Raw genomic sequence first — 24,803 nt, forward strand, 5'->3', positions numbered from 1 at the left:
GCACTGCCATGGCACGCAGCACGCCCTTGCTCGATAGCATCATGCGTCAATTCCTTGTTCACGGCTCCCTCCTGGAACCGCTGGCATGTGCTTGCGGCCGGACGCAGGCCGTTCTTTCCGAAATGGGTCTTGCGCCTTCGAGGGATCCTGATGAGCCGGAGGCAAGGCCAGGGGGATGATTTTCCATTCTGCTCTTCGAGCTGGTCGTATCGTGCCCGCGCTTGTCCGATGCCGGGCATATGTTTCACTGTCCGGCACAGGAGCGCATCGATCGGTGCGCGCATGGTCTTGCCTATCGGCGCAACGCGGTACCCGACTGCTACCGGACTAGCCGCCACTGGGCAGACCGGCCGCTGGCTGCCGGTCCGAAAGGCTGCTGAGCTAGCTCAGCTTGCCGCCGGATGCTTCCAGATAGCAGGCAGCGCACAGCGACTCGTACCAGACCTCTTCACCGTCGATGGCGACCTGGTCTCCATCAAAAACAATGTGGTCACCCGATCTGCGGGTATTGAACATGGCCTTGCGCCCGCAACGGCAGATGGTCTTCAGCTCTTCAAGCGAATGCGCCAGTTCCATCAAGCGTGCCGACCCCGGGAAGGCGCGGGTGCGGAAGTCGGTACGGATACCGTAGGCGAGCACCGGGACATCATCGAGCACGGCGATGCGCAGCAGATCATCGACCTGGGTGCGGGAGAGGAATTGCACCTCGTCGACCAGCAGGCAGGCTACCGGCGGCGCATCCACATGCGGCAGCAAGGCATCAGGGTCATCGCCGAGGCAATGGGCCGCGAACTTCTCGCGGAGGTTCTCTTCCGGCCCCACGCTGAAGTCGACTTCCCGTTCAATTCCCAGGCGGGAAACGATTGATTTCTCGCCCTTGGTGTCGACTCCCGGCTTGGCCAGCAGGATACGCTGGCCGCGTTCTTCGTAGTTGAAGGCAGCCTGCAGCAAGCTCGTGGATTTGCCCGAGTTCATCGCTCCGTAGCGGAAATACAGCTTGGCCACCATTGCTCCTCGAAAGTTGCGGTGCCTGCCAACTGGCAGGCCCCTTAAGATCTTAGTGCCCGCGCCGCGGATCGCCAGCGAACCGGCGCCGCGGACGATTGCCCTGCTATTTCACCGCAGGCTGTTTCTTGCCGGCGAAAACCAGCCTGTAGAGCACCGACATCACGATGACGAAGGGAACACCGAAGATCAGGGTGTACTTGAATTCCGGCACGAAGAACGAGGTCACCAGCAGGCCGCCGAGCAGTACCGAGCCGAGAATCGACGCGGCCGGATAGCCTGGCAGCTTGTATTCCAGGACGGCCCGGTCCAGGCGCACCTGGCGGCGGAAGGACACGTGGGTCACCAGGATCATGAACCACGTCGCCAGGGCACCGAAAGTAGCCAGCGACATCATGATGCCGAAGCCTCCCTCCGGAACCAGCGCGTAGACCAGTGCTGCCACGGCGATGCCTCCGGCAGACATCCACACCGCGTGGATAGGAGCGCCCGCGCTGTTGGTCCGGTGTGCCAGGCGCGGCGCGTGCCCGGAATCAGCCAGCGAATGCAGCATGCGGGTTGCCGCATAGAGCTGGGCGTTCATGGCCGAGAGCGCGGCAATGATGAGCACGAAGTTCAGTACCGAATCGGCGAACGGGATACCCATCTGGGACATCACAGTGACAAATGGCGATCCTCCGGCCAGCAGTTCGCTGGTGGGCGCCACCGCGAGGATCAGGGCCATGGTGAACACGTAGAAGAGCAGCAAGCGCAGGAAGGAGACCTTGAAGGCCTTGCGTACGGCAATCTTGGGGTTCTTTGCTTCTGCGGCGGCAATGGAGATCGCCTCGATGCCCATGTAGGAGAAGATCGCCACGATGACAGCGGTCCACATGCCGAACAGGCCATTGGAGAAGAAGCCGCCTTCGGCCGAGTAGTTATGGAACCCGTATTGGTCATTGGGGTCGTGGAACACCAGCCAAAGGGCAATGATGATGAACGCGACCACCGCGAAGACCTTGATCGCGGAGAACCAGTATTCGGTGGTTCCGAAGATCTTCACGCTGGAGAAGTTCACGCCCAAAAGCGCGGCCGAGAAGACAAGGACCCAAACCAGCCCTGGAATCTCGGGGAACCAGTACTGCATGTACTCGCCTACCGCGCTGACTTCGGTGCCCACAGCGAAGATCAGCGCCGACCAGTACAGGTACTTGGTCAGGTACCCGGCGAAACGTCCAAGATAGCGTTCGGCGTAGACCCCGAAGGAACCGGCCACCGGCTGCTTGACGGTCATTTCCGCCAATGCGCCCATAACCAGCAAGGCGACGACCCCGCCAATGAGGTAGCTGATGATCACCGAGGGGCCGGCCATGGCGATGGCGAGCTTGCTGCCCGCGAAAAGACCGGTGCCGATGGCACTGCCCAACGCGATCATGGACATCTGCCCAGGAGTCAGCGACTTCTTCAAACCCGAACCGACTTCAGTGGCGCGTACCGGCTGCTTGCCCAACGATGCTCCCTTTAGACCTATGCGAACAGCACGGCATCGAAAATGCCGTGCTGCTGTTAAGGGTACTCTCGCGCAGATTCGCCGGCTTCGGCGCACCAAGACCCGAAAGCGGCGGAATTTGCGTTATGTCACGGCATTACGCACGGCGTACTCTTCGCGCTGCCAGGCATTGGTGTGCAGAATTTCACGCAGTTTCTCCACGGCATCCCAGATATCGGTACGCGTCAGGTACAGCGGGGTGATGCCAAAGCGCAGGACTTCCGGTTCGCGGTAGTCCCCGATAACGCCCTGGTCAATGAGCGCAGCGATGATTTCGTACCCATGCTCATGGCGGAAGCTGACGTGGCTGCCGCGAGCAGCATGTTCGCGTGGAGTCACCAGTTCCAGGCCGTAGCCGGCGCAGCGGGTTTCAACCAGCTCGATGAACAGGTCCACCAGCTCCAGCGAGTTGGCGCGCACCTTGTCCATGTCCGCTTCCAGCGCGATATCCAGGCCGACCTCGATCATGGCCAGTGAAGTAACCGGCTGGGTACCGCACATGAAGCGGCGAATGTCATTTGCTGGAGTGTAGCTGCCAGCCATCTCGAAGGGCGATTTGTGCGACCACCAGCCGGACAGCGGCTGCCAGAAACGTTCATGGTGGCGGGCATTGACCCAGATGAAAGCCGGAGAGCCCGGGCCGCCGTTGAGGTACTTGTAGGTGCAGCCCACGGCATAGTCTGCATCTGCGGCATTCAGGTCAATCGGTACTGCACCTGCGGCATGGGCCAGATCCCAGACCACCAGGGCTCCGGAGCCGTGGATGGCTGCAGTGGTCTCGCCCATGTCCCACATCGATCCGGTGCGGTAGTTCACATGCGACAGAGCCACCACGGCGACAGTTCCGTCCAGTGCAGCGCGCAGCGAGGACTCTCCATCGATGAGCTTCACCTCATAGGCCACACCGGTTTCCTGCGAGAGCGAGTTGACCAGGTCGGCCAACCCCTCGGCGATATAGATGTCCGTGGGGAAATTGTCTCGTTCGGTGAGAATCACCCGGCGCTGCGGGGCATCGGCCTTCTGCGTGCGCAGTGCCGAGGCCAAGGCCTTGAACAGATTCAGCGTGGTAGTATCGGTGATCGCAGTCTCGCTGGGGTTCGCGCCCAGCAACCGCCCCAGCTTGTCGCCGAGCTTCAGCGGCATCTCGAACCAGCCGGCGGTGTTCCAGGAACGGATCAGGCCCTGGCCCCATTCTTCGGTCACCACCTGGGCGGCGCGTTCGGCTGCACCCTTCGGCAACGCGCCCAATGAGTTGCCATCGAGGTAGATGACGCCTTCCGGGAGGTTGAAGCGGTCGCCAAAGGCCACCAGCGGGTCTGCCGCGTCCAATTGGGCAAGGGACTCTCGGGTCAGTTCCGTGGTCATTGGATCTCCTGTTCGGCCAAGATCAAAGCGGGAGGACTTCCGTTCTCCATGGTGCATCCATCGTAGAATCTAGTTCGATATAGTGCGACCAGATCCAAACTTTCCCAAAGAATTGAGTTGATTGACCGTGGCAGGTTCATTATGGACGGTTCAAGGCGATGCCATGCCGAATCCTGTTCGCGTCGACGAAACGGATCTGTCCATTCTCACCGAGTTGAGCAAGGATGCTCGAATTGCCAACAACGTCTTGGCTGCCACAGTCGGCTTGGCGCCATCGACCTGCTTGGGCCGGGTGAAAGCACTCTCCAAGGCGGGGGTGATCACCGGTTACCATGCCGCGATCAATGAGCGTCTTCTTGGTGTTGCCGTCAACGCCATGATCTCCGTCGTGGTCTCGTCCACGGCCCGGGACCGCTTGCTTTCCTCAGCGCATCAGCTCAAGAAGCTTGCCGAAGTCAAGGAAGTCTTTGTTCTTGGCGGCTCACCGGATTTGCTGGTGCGGGTGGCTACCCGAAGCATCGAAGACCTGCGGGCATTCGTGGCCGCGCATTTGGGTTCCAACCGCGCGTTCTCATCCACCCAGACGGTAATTATCTTCGAGCATCTGGCTTAGCAAAGACCGGCATTTCGTCATCTAGCGGCTTCTCTCATCTATATCTCATTTATTTCAGCCACAATGAAAAACATGGGAAAGGAAGCTTTGCGCCGCGTCTTTGCGACGATCGCTGTCATCGCAGTCGTTTTTCTTGGCGCGTTCGGAATCAGCCAAGCCTTGGAAGGCCCGGCGGACCGGGACCTCGGTGAAGGGTTCATCTTCGAAGAAGTGACTCCTTCCCCGACAATCGGCATACCTGGCACTCCTTCCTCTTCACCTTCTTCCTCGGCGGCTGAATCCCAAAAGCCGTCCTCCAGCCCGAGCACCTCTGCCAAGCCGACAACCTCGGAAAAGCCCAAGCCCAGCGCTACCCCGACACCGAAGCCCAAGCCGAAACCTCCAGCACCAGCACCGCCAAAGAAGACCGTTGTCCCGCTGCCTCCATCGGGCACCCAGTACGACGACGATGACGACGATGACGACTACGAAGACGATGACGACGACGATGACGATGACGACTAGAGCGCCGGAACGCCGGTGGTCCATCCGGGCCCGAGTTCTGACCGGGATGATGCTCCTGGTTGGCTTGGCCTTGCTGGCAGCGGGTACGGCAAGCTTCGGGGTACAACGCCACGAACTCAATGAGCGCTTGGATGAGTCATTGACTCGCACCGTCAAGGAATTCGAAGTTCTCACCGAAACCGGTGTTGATCCGCGCACCATGGAACGCTTCAAGCACGCTGAAGACCTGCTCTACATAGCAATGCAGCGCACCTTGCCCTCCCCGAAGCAGGGCATGCTCTCCCTGGTCGGTGACGAGGTGCGTTGGACCGCACCGGATATCGTCAACACCCGCCTGGAAGATGATCCGGAATTCCTCGAATGGGCCAGAAGCATCCAGGATGCCAACCATATCCGTTTGGGAACGGTCGACACGGACATCACGACCTACCGTGCCGTCGTTGTTCCGGTTAGCCTTCCTGCAGACCACGAGCATGGCGCGTTCGTGCTGGCCTACGACTACTCTGCCGAGGCCATCGCCAACGACCGCAACTTCATGATCTATGGTGCCGTCGGCGCCTCGGTCATGCTCGTGGCCGCGCTGGCCGCCTGGCTTGTGGTTGGCCGAATGCTCGACCCGATCCGCCGCCTGCAAACTACCGCGCAGCAGATCTCGGAGACCGACGTATCCCAGCGCATTGAAGTTTCCGGAAATGACGAATTCGCCGAACTGACGGTCACCGTCAACGAAATGCTGGACCGCCTTGAAGGCGCGCTCAGCTCCCAGCGCCAGCTGCTCGATGATGTCGGGCACGAACTGCGCACGCCGGTGACTATCATCAACGGGCATCTGGAATTGATGGATCCCAACGATCCGGACGACGTTGCCCAGAGCCGCGATATCGCCATGGACGAGCTCGGGCGCATGTCCTTGCTCATCAATGACCTAGTCACCCTGGCAAAGTCCAACCGCACGGATTTTCTCCAGGTGGAGCCGGCAGAAGTCGGCAAGCTGCTTGACGACATCCTCGACAAGGCCCGCGGCCTGGGGCCTCGCCAGTGGCGCGTGGACTACCGCACCGAGGCCACCGTGGCTCTCGACCCGATCCGGACCACCCAAGCCATGTTGCAGCTCTGCGCCAACGCGGTGAAGTTCTCTGCTGCGGATAGCCGTATCGGCTTGGGCAACGAGATTGTGCGCGATGGGCATGGCAACACCACCTTGCGCTGGTGGGTATCCGATGCGGGCGTGGGCATCCAGGCTGAAGATCTTGAACGTATTTTCGAGCGCTTTGGACGGGGCCAGAACTCTGTTCGTTCTTCGGGGTCCGGCTTGGGGCTGAACATCGTGCAGGCCATAGCGGAGACCCACGGCGGACGCGTGTGGGTGAACTCGGAACATGGCAAGGGTTCGACGTTCTACATTGACATGCCGTTGACGACTGGAAGCAAGGAAGCATGAGCCAGATACTGATCATTGAAGATGAACCGCGAATCAGTTCGTTCGTAGCCAAGGGGCTGCGTGCTGCGGGATTGACCTCATCCATCGCAGAAACCGGGCATAATGGCTTCACCCAGGCCATTGACGGTGACCATGAGCTGATCATCCTCGACCTCGGCCTGCCGGATGAAGACGGCTTCTCGGTATTGCGGCGTCTGCGCGCCGCGCAGATCGATACTCCGGTGATCATCCTGACCGCACGCGGCAGCGTGGAAGACACGGTAGCCGGCCTGCAGAACGGCGCCGATGACTACATGGCCAAGCCATTCCACTTCGATGAGTTGCTGGCGCGGGTGCGCTTGCGCCTGCGCGCCGAGGACAACGCACCCGAGGTTTCCTCTCTGGCCCACGAAGACCTGAACATGGACCTGCTGCGCCGCCGGGTGACGGTCAATGAGCGCGAAGTCGACCTTTCCGCGCGTGAATTCGCGCTGGCCGAAGCCTTCTTGCGCAACCCCGGCCAAGTGCTCAGCCGCGAGCAGTTGCTTTCGCGGGTCTGGGGCTATGATTTCGATCCAGGCTCCAACGTGGTGGATGTGTATGTCCGCTACCTGCGCAACAAGCTCGGCTCGGAACGTTTTGAGACGGTACGCGGATTCGGCTACCGACTCGCCGCCGAGCGCTAGCCGAATCCTGCACGGAATCTAGCGCAACGTCGGGTCCGGAACGAAGCTCTGCTGGAGCAAACGGCTCCAGCGATTGGCTGGCAGCTGCGGGTTCAGCAGTGCAATGCCGATGCAATACTTGGACATCGATACCTCTCGGATGCCCAGCTCGGCCAAGGCCTGGTCCGACGCACCCCGGCCATCAGCGGACTTGGTCTCCACGACAACCAGGTCCGGTCCGTCAACCCTCGAATCGCCGTTGGCGTATTCCAGTTCCACGTCGCAGGTCAGCCGTTCGCCATCGATGGGGTTCACGAAAGTTGCACGCCGGTAGGAACTGTCCAGCACAGGTTGCAGTTGGGGCACGTCCTGCCCGTATTCGCTGCGCAGGACCGATTCCAGGAACTCGAGGTTCTCTTCGGTCAGCTCGCCGGCGCTGTACAGATCCTGCTCGACGCGGTGCTTCACCGTCGAGCCGCGAAGCCCCTTGGTCTTGATCTCGAACATCGACAGCCCGGTGTCAGCATAAGTGCGGGAGCGCACCTTGTATCGCCGGCGCCGTCCCTGGCGGTGGGCGCGGTACTGGTCGTAGTCCTCGGTATCGAAATACACCGATTCGTAGCGGAAGGTGCGCAGGCCATCGATCTGCATGATCTTGAATTGATCGCCCAAGCGCTCGGATAATGCCGTGAACTCTTCTGGGGCCAGCAGGAACTTCTTGTCGACTCGGGTCTGCAGCGCGGCTTCGGAAATCACGTCTTCGAGACTGATTGGTTCCCGGCCGATGACGGCTTCTTCAAGAGCGGCTCGCGCCTGGGAGACGACCAGGTCCGTGCCCTTGGCCGCAAACGTCGTCATCAGGACCACGTCTCCTGCTTGGCTCCGTTCTGCGCTGCCGGTGCAGACTGGCTGTTCGCCAATTCATAAGTGCCGGAGAAGGTCTCGGATGCGCTGGCCTTAGCAGTGGACTTGCCTCCGGCAATGTTGGTACGGAAGCGGACATCAACGATGGTCAGATCGCGAACCATATCCAGCTCGACAACTACTGTTCGCAGCACCTTGGCATCCAGCAGATCTTCCAATGCGGCCTGCAGATCCGTCTTCTTCGGGTAGGCACGTTCTAGGGTCACAGTCTGGCGCTCGGTGCGCGGAGCGAAGCTCGGGTGATCCGCCAGGAACATGACTAGCACGAGGGCTGCGGTGGCCGACGGAGCCAACCATGCCGGATCCGGGTGCAGGCCGTTGACCAAACCAATGGCCAGCGAAATGAAGTAGTAGGCGACTTCTTCCTGGGTCAGCGTGTCTGAGCGAAGGCGAATGATTGAGAGGATGCCGAAGAGCCCCAGCCCCAGCCCCATGCCTGCGCCGCTGCCTGAAAGCAGCAAGGTGACCGCGAAGATTCCCATGCTCAAGGCGATATATGCGAGCACGAGGTCGCGGCGGAAGTGGCGGCGGAAGTATACGAAGTACACCAGAACCGTAATGCCGATGACGTTTGAGGCTAGTCCCGTCCAGAATGACAACATTGCTATCCCTTTCAAAAGTGTGAAGTGATGATCCCTTCTAAATGAACTCTAGGTGAACTAAATGAGTCCAAAAGTAGAACAACATGAGAACGCCCTCATGTTACTGAATAGGTCTTGACTTGCATGTTTGCCTTCTGCTGACGGAGAGGGTGCCGTCTGGCTGGTTCTACTCAGCTTCCGCGCACCCGAGTTCTCTTTATTCTTGAGCATGCCCTCGAAGCGTTAAACAGCTAACGGCGGCTATTCTCTTTGCGAGAATAGCCGCCGTTACCTGTTGGAGTATCGCTTACTTGCCAGCTTCGATTTCAGTCTTGGCCGTCGAATCCGAATCGTTCAGGAACTTGCCGATGCGGTCGACTTCTTCAGTCTCGCCGATGGCTGCGGCCGCACGGCCCAGCGCATAGAGCGAGCGAAGGAAGCCTCGGTTTGGCTCATGGCGCCAAGGCACAGGGCCCTGTCCGCGCCAGCCGGCTTTGCGCAGCGAGTCCAAGCCTCGGTGGTAGCCAACTCGTGCGAACGCGTACGACTCCACTACGCGGCCCTCACTGTGCGCTTCGTTGGCAAGCAGCGCCCAAACCAGTGACGAGGCAGGGAATTTTGCCGCCAAGTCCGTGGCTTCATCACCGGCTTCATAGCGTGCCAGCACTTCGGTTTCTTCCGGAAGCAGGGTTTCCGGGATACCCAGCAGGTTTTCTCCGACCATGGTTACTTCAGCGACTTTCCGGCCGAGCCTAGCTGCTGGGCAGCTTCAACGATGCGGGCAGCCATGGACTCTTCAGCCTTGGCGCCCCAAACGCGCGGGTCATAGGTCTTCTTGTTGCCAACTTCGCCGTCGATCTTCAGCACGCCATCGTAGTTGCCCAGCATGTGGCCTGCGACCGGACGGGTGAATGCGTACTGGGTGTCGGTGTCGATGTTCATCTTGATCACGCCGTAGGCAACAGCGTCAGCGATTTCCTGCTCGGAGGAGCCCGATCCGCCGTGGAATACGAGATCGAATGGGTTAGCCTTGCCGATTTTGGCACCAACCTGGGCCTGGATATCCTTCAGGATCTCTGGGCGCAGCTTTACGTTGCCTGGCTTGTAAACGCCGTGGACGTTGCCGAAGGTCAGCGCGGTGATGTAGCGTCCCTTTTCACCGGCGCCCAAAGCCTCGATGGTAGCCAAGGCATCTTCGACGGTGCTGTACAGCTTGTCGTTGATCGCGTTCTCGACGCCATCTTCTTCGCCGCCCACGGCACCGATTTCAACTTCGAGGATCTGCTTCGCGGCAGCGGTGCGTGGCAGCAGTTCAGCAGCAATACGCAGGTTCTCTTCGAGGGTCTCAGCCGAGCCGTCCCACATGTGGGAGTTGAAGAATGGATCGCGGCCTGCAGCGACTTCAGCCTCCGAAGCGGCCAGCAGCGGCAACACGAAACCGTCCAGCTTGTCCGCTGGGCAGTGGTCGGTGTGCAAGGCGATGTTCACGCCGTAGTTCTTGGCAACCTGGCGCGCGAAGGCCGCGAAGCCCAGCGAGCCGGTAACCATATCCTTGATGGATGCACCAGACCAGTATGCGGCGCCGCCGGTGGAGACCTGGATGATGCCGTCGGATTCAGCCTCTGCGAAGCCGCGAATTGCGGCGTTCAGAGTCTGCGAGCTGGTCACGTTCACTGCTGGGAAGGCGTAGCCGCCTGCCTTGGCGGCATCGATCATTGCATTGTACTTATCGGGGGTTGCGATAGGCATGCTTCACTCCTGGTGATTAGCGAGGTTACGCGTCTCCATTGACGGCGGTTCGCCATCCATCCTATCGGCTATGTCACTAACTAAGCCCTAAATCTCGTATCGTGACACGGGGAATTCCGCGGTTTACCGCAAAGCAAACGGCCAACCCAGATGAGAGCTTGTCTCATTATGGTTGGCCGCTGGCTTTTTACGTTCTCTATTCGGTTGTTGCGCTTACAGAGGTGCTTCCCGACGGAGCTAGCTGTGTCTTGGTCGTGGTGCTGGGCACTGATGCAGAGCTCTTGGAAGCCGCCGGAGTTTCAGTTCCGGTCGAGGCCGACTTCGACGAATCCGTCTTTGGCGCAGGATCTGACTTCGTCGGCCCTGGAGCTGGAGCCTCCACCTCATCAGTGGCAACCGGATCTTCGGGTCCGTCCGTAGCGCCTGGACTCTTCGTAGCGTCTGGACTCTTCGTAGCGTCTGGACTCTTCGAATCGTCAGGGCTCTTGGAACTATCTGGGCTCTTCGAGCTATCAGGGCTCTTCGAACCGTCCGGGCTCTGTGAACCATCTGGAGACTGCGAACCGCTCGGACTTTCACTCTCGCTCGGCGACGGGCGCTGCGACTCCGATGGGCTTGGCTTCGGCCGTGGGATGCTTGGAGTGTCATCCTCGGGGACAATGACGTCTGGATCCGGGCCGCTTGGAGCCCGATCAGGAACCCGGGACCCGTTGCCCTTGGGAGCACTGCCCGCATTGACTGTCAGCCGCTGCGAATTAATCATCGCCTGGCGCTGGCCCGGAATGGTTGGCAGGTAGTTGCGCGGATCATGCCAACGGCCGTCGATGATGACCTCGAAGTGCACGTGGCAACCGGTCGAGTTGCCGGTAGTGCCAGCCAGGGCGATCAGTTCACCCTGCTCGACTCGCTGCCCCACCTTGGCAATCAACTTCGAATTGTGGCTGTAGCCAGTCTGGACATTGCTGCCGTGGTCGATAGTCACGCGCATGCCGGAGTGCCCAGCCCATGCCGATACGGTCACCGTTCCAGCTTCAGAAGCGTAGACCGGCGAGCCGCAGGAAATAGGGTAGTCCTGGCCAATGTGGATCTGGTTGCCAGGACCGGTAGGGTTGGCACGCCAGCCATAAGGGCTGGAAATACTGCGGGTCTTGACCGGGTGCATCAGTTGCAGGTCGCCAGGCAATTTGCCGAGCTCGCCGACCATGCCCGCAAGCAGAGCTGAGGATTCGTTGTCATTGCCGGACGCTTCTGAGCCCGCGTCAGCGCCATCAAGCATTCCAACGGGACGGCCGTCAATAGCCAGCTCCTTGCCGGAACCGCCAAATGAGTTCAGCGGCGCATCTGCACTGACGTAGACCGGTCCGTTGAACATTGATGGATCTGCCACAGCATCGATGCCTACAGGGATATCGCCCTGCCTGGAGTCACCGGCCTGAGCCATGATCGGGATCGCCAAGGCTCCCGTCAGTCCGAGCGCGGCGACGATAGAAGTGGACCATATAACCAATGGCCTTCTGCGTCGAGGCAGCCCGGGCAACAGCAAGTCACGGTTTACTTGATGACGTCGTTTCACGACCGCCCTCTCCCAGATCACGTTTTCATAACTAAAACCCAGAGTAGGCGGAAAATGATAACTAATCCAGATGCTCGACTAAACTCGTCAGTATTAAATTTCTTGTTAACCTACTTTTTGCCCAAACACGTGCCTGCGTACCCACGCATGCATGGCAATCCCGGCTGCGGATGCCGCGTTGATTGAACGAGTCGAGCCGAACTGCTCGATGGACAAGGTGTCCTTGGCCGCAGCGTGGACTTCCGGGCTGAGTCCCGGACCTTCCTGCCCGAAGACCAGCACGCAGTCCTTCGGCAGGTCGTAGGTCTCCAGTGGAACGGAGTCCGGGAAGATATCGATTCCCAGAATCGTCAACCCCTCGCCCTCAGCCCAGGCAACGAACTCCTCCACCGTTGCATGGTGGCGTACGTGCTGGTAACGATCAGTAACCATGGCGCCTCGTCGATTCCAGCGGCGACGGCCGATGATATGGACTTCTTTGGCCAGGAAGGCGTTTGCGCTGCGTACCACGGTGCCGATGTTCATATCGTGCTGCCAGTTTTCAATGGCGATATGGAAATCGTGGCGGCGTTCGTCAAGATCAGCAATGATGGCGTCCATCGTCCAGTAGCGGTACTTGTCCGCGACGTTGCGCCGGTCGCCCTCGGCAAGCAGCTGGGGATCGTATTTTCCGTCGGTTGGCAGTTCCCCCTCCCAGGGGCCCACTCCGATCACATGCTGCGCGCTCGGGTCATTAACTGGTTCATGCGTTTCTTCGTTCACAGTATTAAGCCTAGTTCGTTATGTTCGTGCCCTTGTTCACGGTGCATTTGCGTGCGCCTGTGTAATCTCTTAATAGAACGGGATACTTTCAGTGCCGATAGCTCCCACCACATATTTCCCTAGGGAGGATCCACGCCTCGTGACAACTTCAATCCGCGGTACGCGAACTGTCCACGACATCAAATGCTGGCTCACGGACATGGACGGCGTATTGGTTCACGAGAACCAGGCCATCAAGGGCGCCGCCGAGATGCTGAGCTACTGGCGCGACAACAACCTGCGCTTCCTGGTCCTGACCAATAACTCCATCTACACCCCGCGCGATCTGCGTGCCCGCCTATTGGCCTCGGGCCTGGACGTCCCGGAGGAAAACATCTGGACCTCCGCGATGGCCACTGCAGAGTTCCTGGCTCGCCAGCGCCCCGGCGGCCGCACCTTCGTCATTGGCGAAGCCGGTTTGACCACTGCTCTGCATGATGCGGGGTTCATCATGACCGACCAGAACCCTGACTACGTCGTGCTGGGTGAAACCCGCACCTACTCTTTCGAAGCCATCACCAAGGCCATCCGCCTGATCGAAGGCGGGGCGAAGTTCATCGCCACCAACCCGGACGCTACCGGGCCGTCCACCGAAGGCATTATGCCAGCCACCGGTGCGATCGCGGCTTTGATCTCGCGTGCAACCAACCGCGAGCCATACGTGGTGGGCAAGCCGAACCCAATGATGTTCCGTTCTGCCCTGAACCGAATCGATGCGCACTCGGAAACCACCGCAATGATCGGCGACCGCATGGACACCGATATCGTTGCGGGCATGGAAGCCGGATTGCTGACCGCATTGGTCTACACCGGCATCACCGCCCGCGAGGACATGGACACTTTCCCGTTCCGCCCGGACCTGCAGTTCCCATCCGTGGCGAATCTGCACGCGGAACTCGCCAAGGGTGCCGCTGCAGCGGAAGCGCCTGCAGCCAAGAAGTAGCAGCTAGCGGATTCAGCAAGGCCGGGCTTTTGCCCGGCCTTGCTGCGTTGACGCAAGATTCCGGAAGTATGCTGAAACCGTGACCGAGCAAGTACCGAACGAGGTCCCGAGCGCGCGGAAGCGTGGACGGCCCAAAGGCAGCAGCACGGGGACAACTAGAGCGGCGATCCTCAAAGCCGCGTCCAAGGAGTTCTCCCGTGCCGGCTACGAGGCAGCCAGCCTCCGGTCGGTAGCGCGCCGAGCCGGGGTGGATCCAGCACTGGTGCACCACTATTTCAAGGACAAGAGCGACTTGTTTGTCCAGACCATGCGCATCCCCGTCAATCCAGGGGAAATCATCGCCGAGGCGGCAACAGCGCCGCTGGAGGAGATGGGCGAGGCGCTGACTCGCGCATTGCTCGCTACCTGGAGCAAGCCGGCTTTCCGCACGGCTGCAACGGCAATGATCCGGGGCTTGGTCTCCAGCAGCAGCGCGGCGAAAATCCTCCGTCCATTCCTGCAAGAGCAGATCTTCTCGCGCTTGGGTGCGCGTTTGCCGGAAGAAAGCGCCGAGCCGAGGGTAGCCCTGGTGGCCAGCCAGATTGTCGGCCTGATTGTCGCGCGCTACATCATTGGCTTGGAGCCTTTGGCCTCCATGGATGATGAGCAGGTTATCGAGCTGGTGGCCCCCACCATCCAGCGCTACCTCACCGGCCAATTGCCTGCGTTGAACCATTGACATGCTGCTGGCAGAGGTTCCTAATTCATTATGTGATGAATAAAACGGCTTGTGTCGATGTGCAGCGGCTCGACGTCAGACGCGGAAGGGCATTGGTCCTGGACCACGTGGAATTCCAGCTCGCGCCGGGACGGATCATCGGCTTGCTCGGCCCCAGCGGCAGCGGCAAGAGCACCTTGCTGCGAAGCATCGTGGGCAACCAGGTCATCAGCAGCGGAACAGTCTCCGTTCTCGGAAAACCCGCCGGGCACAAGTCCCTGCGCAACCGGGTCGGCTATATGACCCAGGCAGCCAGCGTCTATGACGATTTGAGTGTCCGGCAGAACATCGGCTACTTCGCCAAGATCCTCGGCCAGCCCCCAGCAGAAGTGGATCGAGTCCTCGAAGCCACGGACCTGGCGAACCAGGCTGGCCGGCTGGCCATGGGCTTGTCCGGCGGACAGCGCAATCGGGTGTCCTTGGCCATCGCGCTGCTCGGCTCGCCGGAAATTGTCATTCTGGATGAACCCACGGTGGGTTTGGACCCGGTGCTGCGTGCGGATCTGTGGGCGATGTTCTCGCAGTTGGCGGCCACCGGCCTGTGCCTTGTCGTCTCCAGCCATGTCATGGACGAAGCCATGCGTTGCGATGAAATCCTGCTGCTGCGCGAGGGGAAGCTGCTCGGGCAGATGACCCCGGCTGCATTGATGGAGTCAACCGGTGCAGACAATCCCGAAAATGCCTTCGTTGCCCTGATCGCGGCAAAAGGGAACCAGCCATGAAACGGACGTTCGCCACCGCCGGGAGGGTCCTGGCCCAGGTGCGCCATGACCCGCGGACCATTGCCTTGATGCTCATCGTGCCCAGCCTGCTGATCGGCCTGATCGCATGGATCTTCACCGACACCCCGGCCTTCAGCCGCATTGGCCCGGCAATGATCGCCTTGTTCCCATTCGTGGTCATGTTCCTGGTAACCAGCATCGCAACACTGCGCGAGCGGCGCAGCGGAACCCTTGAGCGCCTGCTGAGCATGCCGCTGGCCAAGGGCGAATTCATCTTCGGCTACGCGCTGGCGTTCACCCTGGTTGCGATCCTCCAGACCATGATCGCGGTCAGTTTCGCCATCTGGGTTTGCGGCTTGGAGATCGAAGGCAGTTTCTGGCTGCTGTTTGCGGTGGCCGCCCTCGACGCGCTGCTGGGCATCAGCCTCGGCCTGATGGCCAGCGCCTTCGCACGCACCGAATTCCAGGTGGTTCAGTTCATGCCGGCGCTGGTCATCCCGCAGTTCCTGCTGTCCGGAATCATCCTTCCCCGCGAGCAGCTGCCCGGCGCGCTGGAGGCCATCGGCGACTGGCTTCCGCTGTCCCACGCCATCGACGCCCTCTCGGATGCCGCGGCGGGAACAGTGGATTCGGCGACGGCAAGCAGCATGCTGGTCATCGCCGCCTGGATCACCGCCGCGCTGATCGTCGGTTCCCTGACCCTGCGGCGGCGCACCGCCTAGCGGCTACGCGATGTCCACCGGGGTGTCCAGCACGCGGCCCTCGGCCACTTCGCGCACCTTGCCGGTGATCCGGAACTCGGCCTGCAGTGGCAGGTCCTCGCTGCTGGTTCCCACCAGCGCGGTGAACTTGCCCGGTTCCACAATGCGCTTCCCGGACAGCCCGGTGAACGAGGTCCGGTCAGCATGCACGGTGAAAGCCACGCGCTTCGACTCCCCTGCCTCAAGCTGCACCTTGGCGAAGCCGGCCAGCCAGCGGCGCGGGCGCACCACCTGCGACACCGCGTCAGCCAGGTACAGCTGCACCACTTCGGCGCCGGAGCGCGCTCCGGTATTGGCCACGGTGGCACTGACCCGAATGGTGCCGTCGGCAGCGATTTCAGTTTCCGGCAGTTCCAGCCCGGAGATCTCGAAGCTGGTGTAGGAGCTGCCGTAGCCGAAGGGGTAGAGCGGACGCGGATCGAGGTTGGTTACGCCTTCTGAATGCCACGCCAGCTTGGAAGCCAAGTAGGTGCCCGGCTGCCCGCCGATATGGTCGGGGATCTGCACCGGCAGCTTGCCCGAGGGGTTGACCTCGCCGGTCAGCACGCCAGCCAGTGCCGGCCCGCCTTCCACCCCGGGCATGAAGCACTGGATGATCGCCGCGGTGCGATCAGCGAATTGCCCCAGCGAATACGGACGCCCGGTGACCAGCACCAGCACCGTCGGGGTCCCCGTGGCCAGCACGGCTTCCACCAGATCCCCCTGCCGCCCGGGCAGGCGCAGGTCGACGACGTCGCAGCCCTCCCCCGAGGTGCCACGGCCGAAGAGTCCGGCGAGGTCGCCAACGGCAACCACCGCGACTTCGGCGTTGCGGGCGGCCTGGACCGCCTGGGCGATGCCCGAATCATCCAGATCGGTGAAGTCCACGCCACGGGCATACTCGATCTGCGATCCGGCGAGCGCGGGAGCCTGCTGCAAGGCTTCGAGGATCGAGGCCATCGGCACGCCGTAGTCCTGCTGCTCGGCGAAGCGCGAGTAGACATGGTTGGTGAAGGAGTAGCAGCCCAGGTGGGTGCGCGGCTGGGAGGCGCTGGGCCCGATGACCGCCAAGCGTGCCGGGCTGGCCAAGGGCAGGATCTGCTCGTTGCGCAGCAGGATGATCGATTCCTCGGCCATTTTCCGGGCATGGGCACGGTTATCGGCCGAATCCAGTTCCACGTCATCGCCCAGCCAGGCCTGGCGCGGGTTCCAGCCCGGATCCAGCAGGCCCATCTGCAGCTTCTGGGCCAGCACGCGGCGCACCGCGGTGTCCAGGACTTCCTGCTCCAGCGCTCCGGCGCGGACCGCCTGGGCCAGGTTGGCGAAGGCGGTGGTCTCCGGGAGCTCAACGTCCATGCCGGCTTCCAGGGACAGCCGGCCCGCGGCGTCCTCGTCTTCTGCCACTTCATGCATGCTGTGCAGGAAGCTGACGGACCAGTAGTCCGCCACGACGGTTCCCGCGAAGCCCCAGCGGCCCCGCAGCACTTCGGTGAGCAGCCGGTGGCTGCCAGCGGGCGCTTCGCCATCCACGTCCGCATAGGAGTTCATCACGGACTTCACTCCACCCTCGCGAACTGCGCGTTCGAACGGCGGGAACACCGTGTCTTCCAGCGCCCGGGGGCCCATGGAGACCGGCGCGTGGTTGCGCCCGGCTTGCGAGGCCGCGTAGCCGGCGAAGTGCTTCAAGGTGGCGTGCACCCCCGAGTCCTGCAGGCCGCGCACGTAGGCTACGCCCAGCTCCCCAACCAGGTGGGGGTCTTCGCCCATGGTCTCTTCCACCCGGCCCCAGCGGTAGTCGCGGGTGACGTCCAAGACCGGGGACAGGCCCTGGTGCACTCCCATCTTCAGCATGTCGGCGCCGATGCGCCGGGCCATGCCGCCGATGAGTTCCGGGTTGAAGGTGGCGCCCCAGGCAATGGACGCCGGGTAGCAGGTCGCGCCAAGGGTGGTGAAGCCGGTCAGGCATTCCTCGTGGGCGATGGCCGGGATGCCCAGGCGGTTCGCGGCAATGACCTGTTCTTGCAGCTCGACCAGGCGTTCGCGGCCTTCGGCGGGGGCCAGCGGGATGGTGCCGAAGGCGCGGGTGATATGCCCCAAGCCGTCCTTGATGGCGGTTTCGAAGCTGGGGCCTGCGGTGAAGGTGTCGGCCATCGGCGCGACGTTGCCTTCCCCGTCCTGGTTTTCTTCCTCCGGGCGGATCCAGAACGAGCCCAGCTGCCCGGCTTTCTCTTCCAGGGTCATTTCATCCATGAGCGCGGCGACGCGCTGTTCGGCAGGAAGGGAGATGTCGTGCCAGGTTTGCTCGACGGTTTTCATGGCAGTTCCTTGTCTTCAAAGATTTCGATTGCTTGCGGGGGGCGGATCAGCCCTTGACTGCGCCCTGCAGTCCATTGACGATGCGCTTCTGCATGGCCAGGAAGAAGATCAGTGCCGGGATCATCGCCAGCGCGGTGAACGCGAAGACGCCGGCGGTGTCGGCCGAGTGCTCGCTGGAGTAGTCGGCGACGCCCAGCGGCAAGGTGCGCATATCCCCTTGCAGCAGCAGCAACGGCAGCAGGTAGGCATTCCACGAGCCGACGAAGGCCAGTACGCCGACGGTGACCATGCCCGGCCCGGACAATGGCAGCAGGATCCTCCAGAAGAAGCCGATGCGGCTGGCGCCATCGAGCTGGGCGGCTTCTTCCAGCTCCTGGGGCAGCGCCATCAGGAAGGGGCGCAGGATGACCACGGTCATGGGCAGCGCGAAGGCCGCCTGCGGCAGGGCGACGCCCCACCAGGTGTTGCCCATGTCCAGGTCCCGGGTAATCAGGATGAACAGCGGAACAATCGCCACGGTGGCCGGGAACAGCAAGCCGAGCACGAAGACCATGAAGATCGGCTCGCGCAGGCGGAACGTGTAGCGGGCCAGCGGGTAGGCAGCCATGATGCCGAAGACCACCACGACGATGGTGGTGATCACCGCGATCATCGTGGAGTTCAGCGCGTACTGCCAGAAATCCGGGTTCTTCAGCACTCCCGCGTAGTTCTCCAGCACCCACGGCTCGGGAAGGCCTGCCGGGTTCTCGGCCAGCTGCGCGTTGGTGCGGAACCCGCCGAGCACCCCGTAGAGGACCGGGCCCAGGGTGATCGCGACAACCGCCAACGCGATGGCGTAGACCAGGACGTTTCCGCCTTGCCGGCCGTTGCGCTTCTTGGCGCGTTTTGCCTGGGCGGGGGTGTGCTGGGGCCTGGTAGCCAGAGTGGCGCTCATGCTTTGGCCTTCTTCCGCTTCGTGCGCTCGTCATCGGGCTGCGAATCCCGCTTGAGGATGAACTGCTGGTAGGAGATGGCCAGGGCCAGGGCGACGATGAACAAGATGACCGAGGCGGCCGCGGCGATCCCGAAGTTCTGGCGCTTGGTTCCTTCCGAAACCAGGAAGCTGGCCATCGTGGTGGTGGCGTTGGCCGGTCCGCCGCCGGTGAGGATCCAGACCATGTCGAAGAGCTGCAGCGAGCCGATCATGGACAAGAAGCCCCAGGTGCGCAGGGTGGGGCCCAGCAGCGGGATGGTGATCTTGCGCTGGATCTGCCACCAGGAGGCACCGTCGATTTCCCCCGCTTCGTAGAGCTCGGACGGCACCCCCTGCAGCCCGGCAAGGAACAGGATCACCGCCAGGCCAAGATACTTCCAGGTCAGCACGGCCAGCACGGTCCACAAGGCGAGTTCCGGAGTGCCCAGCCAGCCCTGGGCCGGCCCCTGGATTCCCAGCTTGGACAAGATGGTGTCGATCACCCCGTACTGCGGCTGCAGCAGCTGGAACCAGACCACCCCGGCGATGACTTCGGACAGCACGTAGGGCACGAAGATGATGGTGCGCAGCAGGGACTGGATCTTCATCTTCCGGTTCAGCAGCAGGGCGATGCCCAGGCCGATCGGCAGCTGCAGGGCGATGGAGCCGCCGATGATGACCAGGTTATGGACCAGGGCATCGGTGAACACCTCGTTGCCCAGCACCCGGACGTAATTCTTGAAGCCCACGAAGTCCACCAGCGGGCCGAAGCCCTTCCAGTTGTACATCGAGAAGCGCACGGCCTGGATGACGGGGACCAGCATGAAGACCGCGATCAGCAGCAATGCCGGGCTGACGAAGAACAGGATCTCCAGGTTCTTGCGCCGCTGCGCGGGCTTGCGCGTGCGCTTGGCACCGGCAGGCGGCAGTCCGCTTGGCGTGGAACGCCGCCTTTCGGAAAGCCCTGGGCCACCGCTGGCTGGCGGACTGGCTGCGTAGGTTACTTCTGGGGCCACGGCGTGGATCACTTCTCCAGGTCAGCGGCATCTTGGCTGGCGTCGACGATCTTCTGCGCGTCGGATTTGCCGGCGAAGAGCAGGGCGATCTCGTCGTTCATGGCCCCGCCAATGGAGGCGCCGAACGAGGTGTCGAAGTACAGCTGGAAATATGGCGCCTTGTCGCGCACGTCCATCAGCGAAGCCAATGCCGGATCCGAGATCGCGTCCTTGGCTGCCGGGTTGGTCGGCAGGCCCATGTCCAGCTCGGCGAAACCGCGCTGGACCTCGTCGGAGAGCATGTGCTTCACGAAGTCCACCGCCGCGTCGGGGGCGCCTTCGGAAACTGCCCAGGCGTCGCCTCCGCCAAGCTGCGCGGCCGGGTCGCCCTGGCCGCCCTCAATGGCAGGGAAGGGGAACCATCCGGTGTCTTCCCCCATGCCAGTGCCGTCTTCGGTCAGGCCCTGCATGACCCCTGGCTCCCAGTGGCCAGCCAATTCCATGGCTACCTTTCCGGTGGCCAGCAGGCCCGAAGCGGAGGTGGGGCCGGACTGCGCCGGGGTAGAGAGGAAGCCCGGATTGAATGGCTCGGATTTGATCAGCTGGTCCACGTCTTCCCCGGCCTTGGTGAAGCACTGGTCGCTGAAATCGAGATTGGCGACCGAATCGGCCAGGGTCTGCTGGGAGCATTCGCGCACTGCCGCGTAGTACCAGTAGTGGGCTGCCGGCCATTTGTCGCCCGCGCCGATGGAAATCGGGTCGATGCCGGCCTGCTTCAGCTTCCCGGTGGCCGCAATCAGTTCATCGAAGGTCTGCGGGGCCGAGTCGATGCCCGCTTCCTTGAACAGCGCCTTGTTGTACCAGAACCCCGCGCCGCCCAGCGAGAACGGCAAGGCGTAGGTCTTGCCATCGAGCTGCCAGCCGCCGGCGTTCTCGCCGAGGAAGGCGATTTCCTCGGAGGCCGCCTCGGTCAGGTCCTTGGTCAGCCCGGCGGCCACGTGGGCTGCGAGCTCCCCGCCACCACGTTCCATGTAGACATCCGGGGCGTCGCCGCTCTGGAAGGCCGCATCGAGCTTGGTGAGCATGTCCTCGTGCTGCATGGCGCTGACTTCGACCTCCACCCCTTCATGGGCGGCTTCGAAGTCGGCTGCAACCTGTTCGTAGTAGGCCTTGCCGTCGCCGTTATTGGAGTTGTGCCACCAGGTGATGGTGGTGGTTCCGTCTGCCGACGTCCCTTCCTGGCCTGCATCGGCGGCGCAGCCGGTGGCCAACAGGGCAGTCGTGGCGGCCAGCGCCAGAATCTGCGCACCTCGGATCTTGGAAAACATGCTCGTGCTCCTCAGCTGTGATGAAGACCTGCCGGCATCGGACGGCAGGCGATTGGCTCCACCAAGAATTGCACCGTGACGCAGGTCATGTCAATCGTTTTCGATAACGTTTTCGAAATCCATTGCGAAAACGTTGTCGAAAGATCCGCAATCGATCGTCATGCCCCCGTGAAGTCACGGAATTCCGGAGTATTTTGCGCTACTGTTAGTGACGTGATGACCCCTCAGACCGGAATCCCCGGGATCGCCAATGCCCAGCAGCCGCAGATCCCCGGCGAGCCTTCCAGCGCACGCGTGACCATCAACGACGTCGCGCGCGCCGCGCAGGTCTCCGTCTCCACCGTCTCGAAGGTCGTCAACGGCCGCTACGGGGTCGCCCCGGCCACCATCGCCAAGGTCCACCAGGTCATCAGCGAACTGGGCTACGAGACTTCGCTGGTCGCCTCCTCGCTGCGCAGCACCCGCACCAACATCATCGGCATCCTGGTGGCGGAGTTCGAGCCCTTTTCGCTGGGCCTGCTCAACGGCATCTCCGCGACCCTGCGCGGAACCCAATACGATTTGATGGCCTACGCGGGCAACCTTTCCCCCGAGGGGCATGCCGGCTGGGAACGCCGCTCCCTGTCCCGCTTGGGCGGAACGCTGATCGACGGCGCCATCATCGTCACCCCCACCGTGGAAGTCCCGCACAGCTCGGTGCCGGTCGTCGCCATTGACCCGCATGCCGGTCCGGAAATGCCGATCGCCATCGACGTGGACAACCGCTCCGGGGCCTATACGGCCACCCGGCACCTGCTGGATCTGGGCCATCGCCGCATCGGGCACATCCGCGGGCGCGGGGACCTGGCTTCCGCGCACCTGCGCGAGCAGGGCTACCGCCAAGCGCTGGAAGAGGCCGGCGTGGAATTCGATGGGCAGCTGTCGCACGATGGCGATTACCAGCATGATGCCGCGGTGCAGGCCGCCCATGACCTGCTGGACCTGCCCCAGCCGCCCACGGCGATCTTCGCGGCCAATGACCTCTCGGCCCTGGCCGCCTTGCAGGTGGCCGGCGAGCGCGGGCTGCAGGTTCCCGGCGATCTTTCGATCATCGGCTTCGATGACATCCCGGCCGCGGCACAGTCCTCTCCCCCGCTGAGCACCGTGCGCCAGCCGCTGCATGAGATGGGCGCCCAGGCCGTGAACATGCTGCTGGGCCTGCTTGCGGGCGAGGACGTCCGCTCCCCCGGCCACCTGCCTGCCGTGCTCGTCCCGCGCGAGACCACGGGCCCCGCGCGCAGCCGCTAGCCGGGAAAAGCAGAGCACCCCGCCGCGCACCGGGAATTCTCCGGTGGGCAACGAGGTGCTGTGCAGGGAATCGCTTGCCGGCTACAGGCCCAGCTCGTTCTTGCCGTAGGCGAACAGGTACGGAACGCCGGCTTCTTCTTCGATGCGTTCCTTGGCTCCGGTGTCGCGGTCAACGATCACGGCCACGGCAATCACGTTGCCGCCGGCCTTGCGCACGCCCTCGACAGCGGTCAGCGCCGAACCGCCGGTGGTGGAAGTATCCTCGAGCACGATGACATCGCGGCCTTCGACGCTCGGGCCCTCGACCTGGCGGCCCATGCCGTAGGACTTCTGCGCCTTGCGGACCACGAAGGCGTCGATGGCGCGGTCCTTGGCCCGGGCGGTGTGCATGATGGCGGTGCCCACCGGGTCAGCGCCCATGGTCAAGCCGCCCACATTGGTGAATTCCAGCTTGGCTTCGTCCAGCAAGCCAAGCATGACTTCGCCAACCAAGCCCGAGGCTTCCTGGTGCAGGGTTACACGGCGCAGATCGATGTAGTAATCAGCTTCCTTGCCCGAGGACAAGGTGACCTTGCCGCGCACAATGGCTAGTTCTTGGATCAGTTCTTTTAGTCGCTCACGGGCGCTGGTTTCGCTCATACCCTCGATTCTAGTCGGCATCATGGCTAGGCTGATTGCATGAACGCAAAACGCCCCTTGGGTTACTGGCTGAAATTGGTGGATTCGCTGATTGACGAGCAGTTTGCAGCGACTTTGGAAGAGCACGGTGTGACACGCAGGCAATGGCAGGTGCTCAACCTGCTGGAGCAGCAACCTGCCACCGAGGCGCAACTGGACGCCGGGCTTTCCCCGTTCTTCGCCTCCCCGGATGAACCGCAATCATTGAGAGAGCACCTTGCCGAGTTGATCGAATCCGGCTGGGTTACGGCAATCAACGGCGAGTATTCCATCACCGATCGGGGCCACACCTCGTTGCTCAAGCTCAGTGAGCTCGTGGAAAAGATCCGCACCCAGTTCGGCCAGGATCTGGACGGTTCCGAATATGACGCGGTGGTCGAGGCCTTGGAGAAGATCGCGCGCAATCTCGGCTGGGACCCGGACCAGGATTCCGAATAGCCCCTTCCGGGATTTGTTGAGAACAGATTAACTTTCGTTCCCAACCTGTGCAGCGGTACCGCACGGCGAGGGCTCATGCCTAGGATTAGAAGCATGCGTGAACTGCAAGCAAAGATCATTGACGAGCTGGGCGTGCGCCCGGAAATCGACGCGGCCGACGAAATTCGCCGTCGTATCGACTTCCTCAAGGACTATCTGGCCGCTACCGGCGCCCGGGGTTTCGTGCTGGGCATCTCCGGCGGCATCGATTCGACGCTGGCTGGCCGCTTGGCCCAGTTGGCCGTCGAAGAGGTGCGCGAATCCGGCGGCGAGGCGCACTTCGTGTCGGTGCGCCTGCCGCATGGCGTGCAGAAAGATGCGGCCGATGCGGAAGCGGCCATGGATTTCGTGGCTGCCGACGAGCAGTTCGAGGTGAACATCCAAAAGCCTGTCGCCGCCTTCGATGAAGCCCTGGCCGATGCGGGCCACCCGGCACTGAGCGATTTCAACCGCGGCAACCTCAAGGCCCGCACCCGGATGATCATGCAGTACGCCATGGCCGGGGACCGCGGGATGCTGGTCCTGGGCACCGATCACGCGGCCGAATCGATCACCGGCTTCTTCACCAAGTTCGGCGATGGCGGAGCGGACCTCCTGCCCCTGGCCGGGCTGAATAAGCGCCAGAACCAGGCACTGCTGCGCGAGCTGCAGGCTCCTGAGCTGCTGTGGGCCAAGGAGCCTACCGCGGACCTGCTGGACGGCCAGCCGCTGCGCGCAGATGAAGAGGAACTCGGCCTGACCTATCCGCAGATTGATGACTACCTCGAAGGCCGCGAGATTGACCCTGCGGCGGCCGAGGTCATCGAAAGGCGCTTCGTGGGATCCCGGCACAAGCGCACCGTACCGGCCACCTACTGGGACAAATGGTGGCGCGCTTGAG

The 24,803-nt window shown here is 62.3% G+C and carries 26 protein-coding genes; 11 read left to right on the plus strand and 15 right to left on the minus strand.

Annotated elements, in window-relative coordinates; genetic code table 11:
* The 4 genes from ACNPN0_RS07985 to kynU form a co-directional block, all read right to left on the minus strand.
* On the minus strand, nt 1–284 hold a 284-nt coding region (locus ACNPN0_RS07985), incomplete at its 3' end, for a hypothetical protein (protein ID WP_448938879.1).
* 97 nt (nt 285–381) lie between these two features.
* On the minus strand, nt 382–1,005 hold the full coding sequence (locus tag ACNPN0_RS07990; protein WP_105658007.1) for a thymidine kinase: 624 nt from the start codon (nt 1,003–1,005) through the stop codon (nt 382–384).
* Nucleotides 1,006–1,111: 106 nt separating this feature from the next.
* Complete coding sequence (locus ACNPN0_RS07995) at nt 1,112–2,494, minus strand: amino acid permease (protein ID WP_448938027.1); 1,383 nt, start codon at nt 2,492–2,494, stop codon at nt 1,112–1,114.
* A gap of 123 nt (nt 2,495–2,617) precedes the next feature.
* A complete protein-coding gene (gene kynU / locus ACNPN0_RS08000) occupies nt 2,618–3,898 on the minus strand; it encodes a kynureninase (protein WP_448938026.1) in 1,281 nt (426 codons plus the stop codon).
* Nucleotides 3,899–4,061: 163 nt separating this feature from the next.
* Between kynU and ACNPN0_RS08005 the strand changes: the two genes are divergently transcribed.
* The 4 genes from ACNPN0_RS08005 (at nt 4,062) to ACNPN0_RS08020 (ending at nt 7,121) form a co-directional block, all read left to right on the plus strand.
* Complete coding sequence (locus ACNPN0_RS08005; protein WP_448938025.1) at nt 4,062–4,511, plus strand: Lrp/AsnC family transcriptional regulator; 450 nt, start codon at nt 4,062–4,064, stop codon at nt 4,509–4,511.
* A 72-nt stretch (nt 4,512–4,583) separates the two neighbouring features.
* Complete coding sequence (locus tag ACNPN0_RS08010) at nt 4,584–5,015, plus strand: hypothetical protein (protein WP_448938024.1); 432 nt, start codon at nt 4,584–4,586, stop codon at nt 5,013–5,015.
* On the plus strand, nt 4,969–6,456 hold the full coding sequence (locus ACNPN0_RS08015) for a sensor histidine kinase (protein ID WP_448938023.1): 1,488 nt from the start codon (nt 4,969–4,971) through the stop codon (nt 6,454–6,456). The genes ACNPN0_RS08010 and ACNPN0_RS08015 overlap by 47 nt, the downstream gene beginning before the upstream one ends.
* The gene (locus ACNPN0_RS08020; RefSeq protein ID WP_448938022.1) at nt 6,453–7,121 is read left to right on the plus strand and encodes a response regulator transcription factor; all 669 of its coding nucleotides are present in this window, start codon (nt 6,453–6,455) and stop codon (nt 7,119–7,121) included. The genes ACNPN0_RS08015 and ACNPN0_RS08020 overlap by 4 nt, the downstream gene beginning before the upstream one ends.
* A gap of 18 nt (nt 7,122–7,139) precedes the next feature.
* Here the strand turns inward: ACNPN0_RS08020 and ACNPN0_RS08025 are convergent, their stop codons facing one another.
* The 6 genes from ACNPN0_RS08025 to ACNPN0_RS08050 form a co-directional block, all read right to left on the minus strand.
* A complete protein-coding gene (locus ACNPN0_RS08025) occupies nt 7,140–7,958 on the minus strand; it encodes a polyphosphate polymerase domain-containing protein (RefSeq protein ID WP_448938021.1) in 819 nt (272 codons plus the stop codon).
* The gene (locus ACNPN0_RS08030; RefSeq protein ID WP_448938020.1) at nt 7,958–8,626 is read right to left on the minus strand and encodes a DUF4956 domain-containing protein; all 669 of its coding nucleotides are present in this window, start codon (nt 8,624–8,626) and stop codon (nt 7,958–7,960) included. The genes ACNPN0_RS08025 and ACNPN0_RS08030 overlap by 1 nt, the downstream gene beginning before the upstream one ends.
* A 286-nt stretch (nt 8,627–8,912) precedes the next feature.
* Nucleotides 8,913–9,329, minus strand: coding sequence for a DUF3151 domain-containing protein (locus ACNPN0_RS08035; RefSeq protein WP_448938019.1), 417 nt, complete (start codon nt 9,327–9,329; stop codon nt 8,913–8,915).
* A 2-nt stretch (nt 9,330–9,331) separates the two neighbouring features.
* Nucleotides 9,332–10,354 (minus strand): class II fructose-bisphosphate aldolase, encoded by a 1,023-nt coding sequence (gene fbaA / locus ACNPN0_RS08040; protein ID WP_105657905.1) that lies wholly within the window; start codon nt 10,352–10,354, stop codon nt 9,332–9,334.
* A 196-nt stretch (nt 10,355–10,550) separates the two neighbouring features.
* Entirely contained in the window at nt 10,551–11,795 is a 1,245-nt protein-coding gene (locus ACNPN0_RS08045; RefSeq protein ID WP_448938018.1) for a peptidoglycan DD-metalloendopeptidase family protein, read from the minus strand.
* A gap of 237 nt (nt 11,796–12,032) precedes the next feature.
* Complete coding sequence (locus ACNPN0_RS08050; protein ID WP_105657903.1) at nt 12,033–12,689, minus strand: TrmH family RNA methyltransferase; 657 nt, start codon at nt 12,687–12,689, stop codon at nt 12,033–12,035.
* Nucleotides 12,690–12,828: 139 nt separating this feature from the next.
* On the opposite strand from ACNPN0_RS08050, the gene ACNPN0_RS08055 reads away from it, so the two are divergent.
* The 4 genes from ACNPN0_RS08055 (at nt 12,829) to ACNPN0_RS08070 (ending at nt 15,872) form a co-directional block, all read left to right on the plus strand.
* Nucleotides 12,829–13,671: an HAD-IIA family hydrolase gene (locus ACNPN0_RS08055; RefSeq protein WP_105657902.1), complete on the plus strand. Its 843-nt coding sequence runs from the start codon at nt 12,829–12,831 to the stop codon at nt 13,669–13,671.
* Between the two features lie 79 nt (nt 13,672–13,750).
* Entirely contained in the window at nt 13,751–14,389 is a 639-nt protein-coding gene (locus tag ACNPN0_RS08060) for a TetR/AcrR family transcriptional regulator (protein ID WP_448938017.1), read from the plus strand.
* A 35-nt stretch (nt 14,390–14,424) separates the two neighbouring features.
* Nucleotides 14,425–15,150 (plus strand): ABC transporter ATP-binding protein, encoded by a 726-nt coding sequence (locus ACNPN0_RS08065; RefSeq protein WP_448938070.1) that lies wholly within the window; start codon nt 14,425–14,427, stop codon nt 15,148–15,150.
* Nucleotides 15,147–15,872, plus strand: a complete 726-nt coding sequence (locus tag ACNPN0_RS08070) for an ABC transporter permease (protein WP_448938016.1) — start codon at nt 15,147–15,149, stop codon at nt 15,870–15,872. The genes ACNPN0_RS08065 and ACNPN0_RS08070 overlap by 4 nt, the downstream gene beginning before the upstream one ends.
* Before the next feature lie 3 nt (nt 15,873–15,875).
* Here ACNPN0_RS08070 and ACNPN0_RS08075 read toward each other — a convergent pair whose 3' ends face one another.
* Genes ACNPN0_RS08075 through ACNPN0_RS08090 form a run of 4 tightly spaced genes read right to left on the minus strand, consistent with a single transcriptional unit; the run spans nt 15,876 to nt 21,481 of the window.
* Nucleotides 15,876–18,206: a glycoside hydrolase family 3 N-terminal domain-containing protein gene (locus tag ACNPN0_RS08075; RefSeq protein WP_332595176.1), complete on the minus strand. Its 2,331-nt coding sequence runs from the start codon at nt 18,204–18,206 to the stop codon at nt 15,876–15,878.
* Nucleotides 18,207–18,252: 46 nt separating this feature from the next.
* Entirely contained in the window at nt 18,253–19,140 is an 888-nt protein-coding gene (locus tag ACNPN0_RS08080) for a carbohydrate ABC transporter permease (protein WP_105657897.1), read from the minus strand.
* Nucleotides 19,137–20,174, minus strand: coding sequence for a carbohydrate ABC transporter permease (locus tag ACNPN0_RS08085; RefSeq protein WP_448938015.1), 1,038 nt, complete (start codon nt 20,172–20,174; stop codon nt 19,137–19,139). Before ACNPN0_RS08085 ends, ACNPN0_RS08080 begins: the two co-directional genes overlap by 4 nt.
* A gap of 8 nt (nt 20,175–20,182) precedes the next feature.
* Entirely contained in the window at nt 20,183–21,481 is a 1,299-nt protein-coding gene (locus ACNPN0_RS08090; RefSeq protein WP_448938014.1) for an ABC transporter substrate-binding protein, read from the minus strand.
* A 216-nt stretch (nt 21,482–21,697) separates the two neighbouring features.
* Here ACNPN0_RS08090 and ACNPN0_RS08095 point away from each other — a divergent pair, with 216 nt between their 5' ends.
* On the plus strand, nt 21,698–22,768 hold the full coding sequence (locus ACNPN0_RS08095) for a LacI family DNA-binding transcriptional regulator (RefSeq protein ID WP_448938069.1): 1,071 nt from the start codon (nt 21,698–21,700) through the stop codon (nt 22,766–22,768).
* An 81-nt stretch (nt 22,769–22,849) separates the two neighbouring features.
* On the opposite strand, the gene pyrE is transcribed toward ACNPN0_RS08095, so the two are convergent.
* Nucleotides 22,850–23,407, minus strand: a complete 558-nt coding sequence (gene pyrE / locus ACNPN0_RS08100; RefSeq protein WP_181149089.1) for an orotate phosphoribosyltransferase — start codon at nt 23,405–23,407, stop codon at nt 22,850–22,852.
* A gap of 39 nt (nt 23,408–23,446) precedes the next feature.
* On the opposite strand from pyrE, the gene ACNPN0_RS08105 reads away from it, so the two are divergent.
* A complete protein-coding gene (locus tag ACNPN0_RS08105) occupies nt 23,447–23,884 on the plus strand; it encodes a MarR family winged helix-turn-helix transcriptional regulator (protein WP_400291026.1) in 438 nt (145 codons plus the stop codon).
* 93 nt (nt 23,885–23,977) lie between these two features.
* Nucleotides 23,978–24,802: an ammonia-dependent NAD(+) synthetase gene (gene nadE / locus ACNPN0_RS08110; RefSeq protein WP_448938013.1), complete on the plus strand. Its 825-nt coding sequence runs from the start codon at nt 23,978–23,980 to the stop codon at nt 24,800–24,802.
* Nucleotide 24,803: the final 1 nt, after the last annotated feature.

This window comes from Glutamicibacter sp. AGC84, assembly GCF_053543575.1.

Excerpts from the sequence above, each read along its gene's own strand:
- kynU (WP_448938026.1), bottom strand. The coding sequence starts at position 3,898 with ATGACCACGGAACTGACCCGAGAGTCCCTTGCCCAATTGGACGCGGCA.
- ACNPN0_RS08005 (WP_448938025.1), top strand. The coding sequence starts at position 4,062 with ATGCCGAATCCTGTTCGCGTCGACGAAACGGATCTGTCCATTCTCACC.
- ACNPN0_RS08010 (WP_448938024.1), top strand. The coding sequence starts at position 4,584 with ATGGGAAAGGAAGCTTTGCGCCGCGTCTTTGCGACGATCGCTGTCATC.
- ACNPN0_RS08015 (WP_448938023.1), top strand. The coding sequence starts at position 4,969 with ATGACGACTACGAAGACGATGACGACGACGATGACGATGACGACTAGA.
- ACNPN0_RS08020 (WP_448938022.1), top strand. The coding sequence starts at position 6,453 with ATGAGCCAGATACTGATCATTGAAGATGAACCGCGAATCAGTTCGTTC.
- ACNPN0_RS08025 (WP_448938021.1), bottom strand. The coding sequence starts at position 7,958 with ATGACGACGTTTGCGGCCAAGGGCACGGACCTGGTCGTCTCCCAGGCG.
- ACNPN0_RS08030 (WP_448938020.1), bottom strand. The coding sequence starts at position 8,626 with ATGTTGTCATTCTGGACGGGACTAGCCTCAAACGTCATCGGCATTACG.
- ACNPN0_RS08035 (WP_448938019.1), bottom strand. The coding sequence starts at position 9,329 with ATGGTCGGAGAAAACCTGCTGGGTATCCCGGAAACCCTGCTTCCGGAA.
- fbaA (WP_105657905.1), bottom strand. The coding sequence starts at position 10,354 with ATGCCTATCGCAACCCCCGATAAGTACAATGCAATGATCGATGCCGCC.
- ACNPN0_RS08045 (WP_448938018.1), bottom strand. The coding sequence starts at position 11,795 with ATGGCTCAGGCCGGTGACTCCAGGCAGGGCGATATCCCTGTAGGCATC.
- ACNPN0_RS08065 (WP_448938070.1), top strand. The coding sequence starts at position 14,425 with ATGAATAAAACGGCTTGTGTCGATGTGCAGCGGCTCGACGTCAGACGC.
- ACNPN0_RS08070 (WP_448938016.1), top strand. The coding sequence starts at position 15,147 with ATGAAACGGACGTTCGCCACCGCCGGGAGGGTCCTGGCCCAGGTGCGC.
- ACNPN0_RS08075 (WP_332595176.1), bottom strand. The coding sequence starts at position 18,206 with ATGAAAACCGTCGAGCAAACCTGGCACGACATCTCCCTTCCTGCCGAA.
- ACNPN0_RS08080 (WP_105657897.1), bottom strand. The coding sequence starts at position 19,140 with ATGAGCGCCACTCTGGCTACCAGGCCCCAGCACACCCCCGCCCAGGCA.
- ACNPN0_RS08090 (WP_448938014.1), bottom strand. The coding sequence starts at position 21,481 with ATGTTTTCCAAGATCCGAGGTGCGCAGATTCTGGCGCTGGCCGCCACG.
- ACNPN0_RS08095 (WP_448938069.1), top strand. The coding sequence starts at position 21,698 with ATGACCCCTCAGACCGGAATCCCCGGGATCGCCAATGCCCAGCAGCCG.
- pyrE (WP_181149089.1), bottom strand. The coding sequence starts at position 23,407 with ATGAGCGAAACCAGCGCCCGTGAGCGACTAAAAGAACTGATCCAAGAA.
- ACNPN0_RS08105 (WP_400291026.1), top strand. The coding sequence starts at position 23,447 with ATGAACGCAAAACGCCCCTTGGGTTACTGGCTGAAATTGGTGGATTCG.
- nadE (WP_448938013.1), top strand. The coding sequence starts at position 23,978 with ATGCGTGAACTGCAAGCAAAGATCATTGACGAGCTGGGCGTGCGCCCG.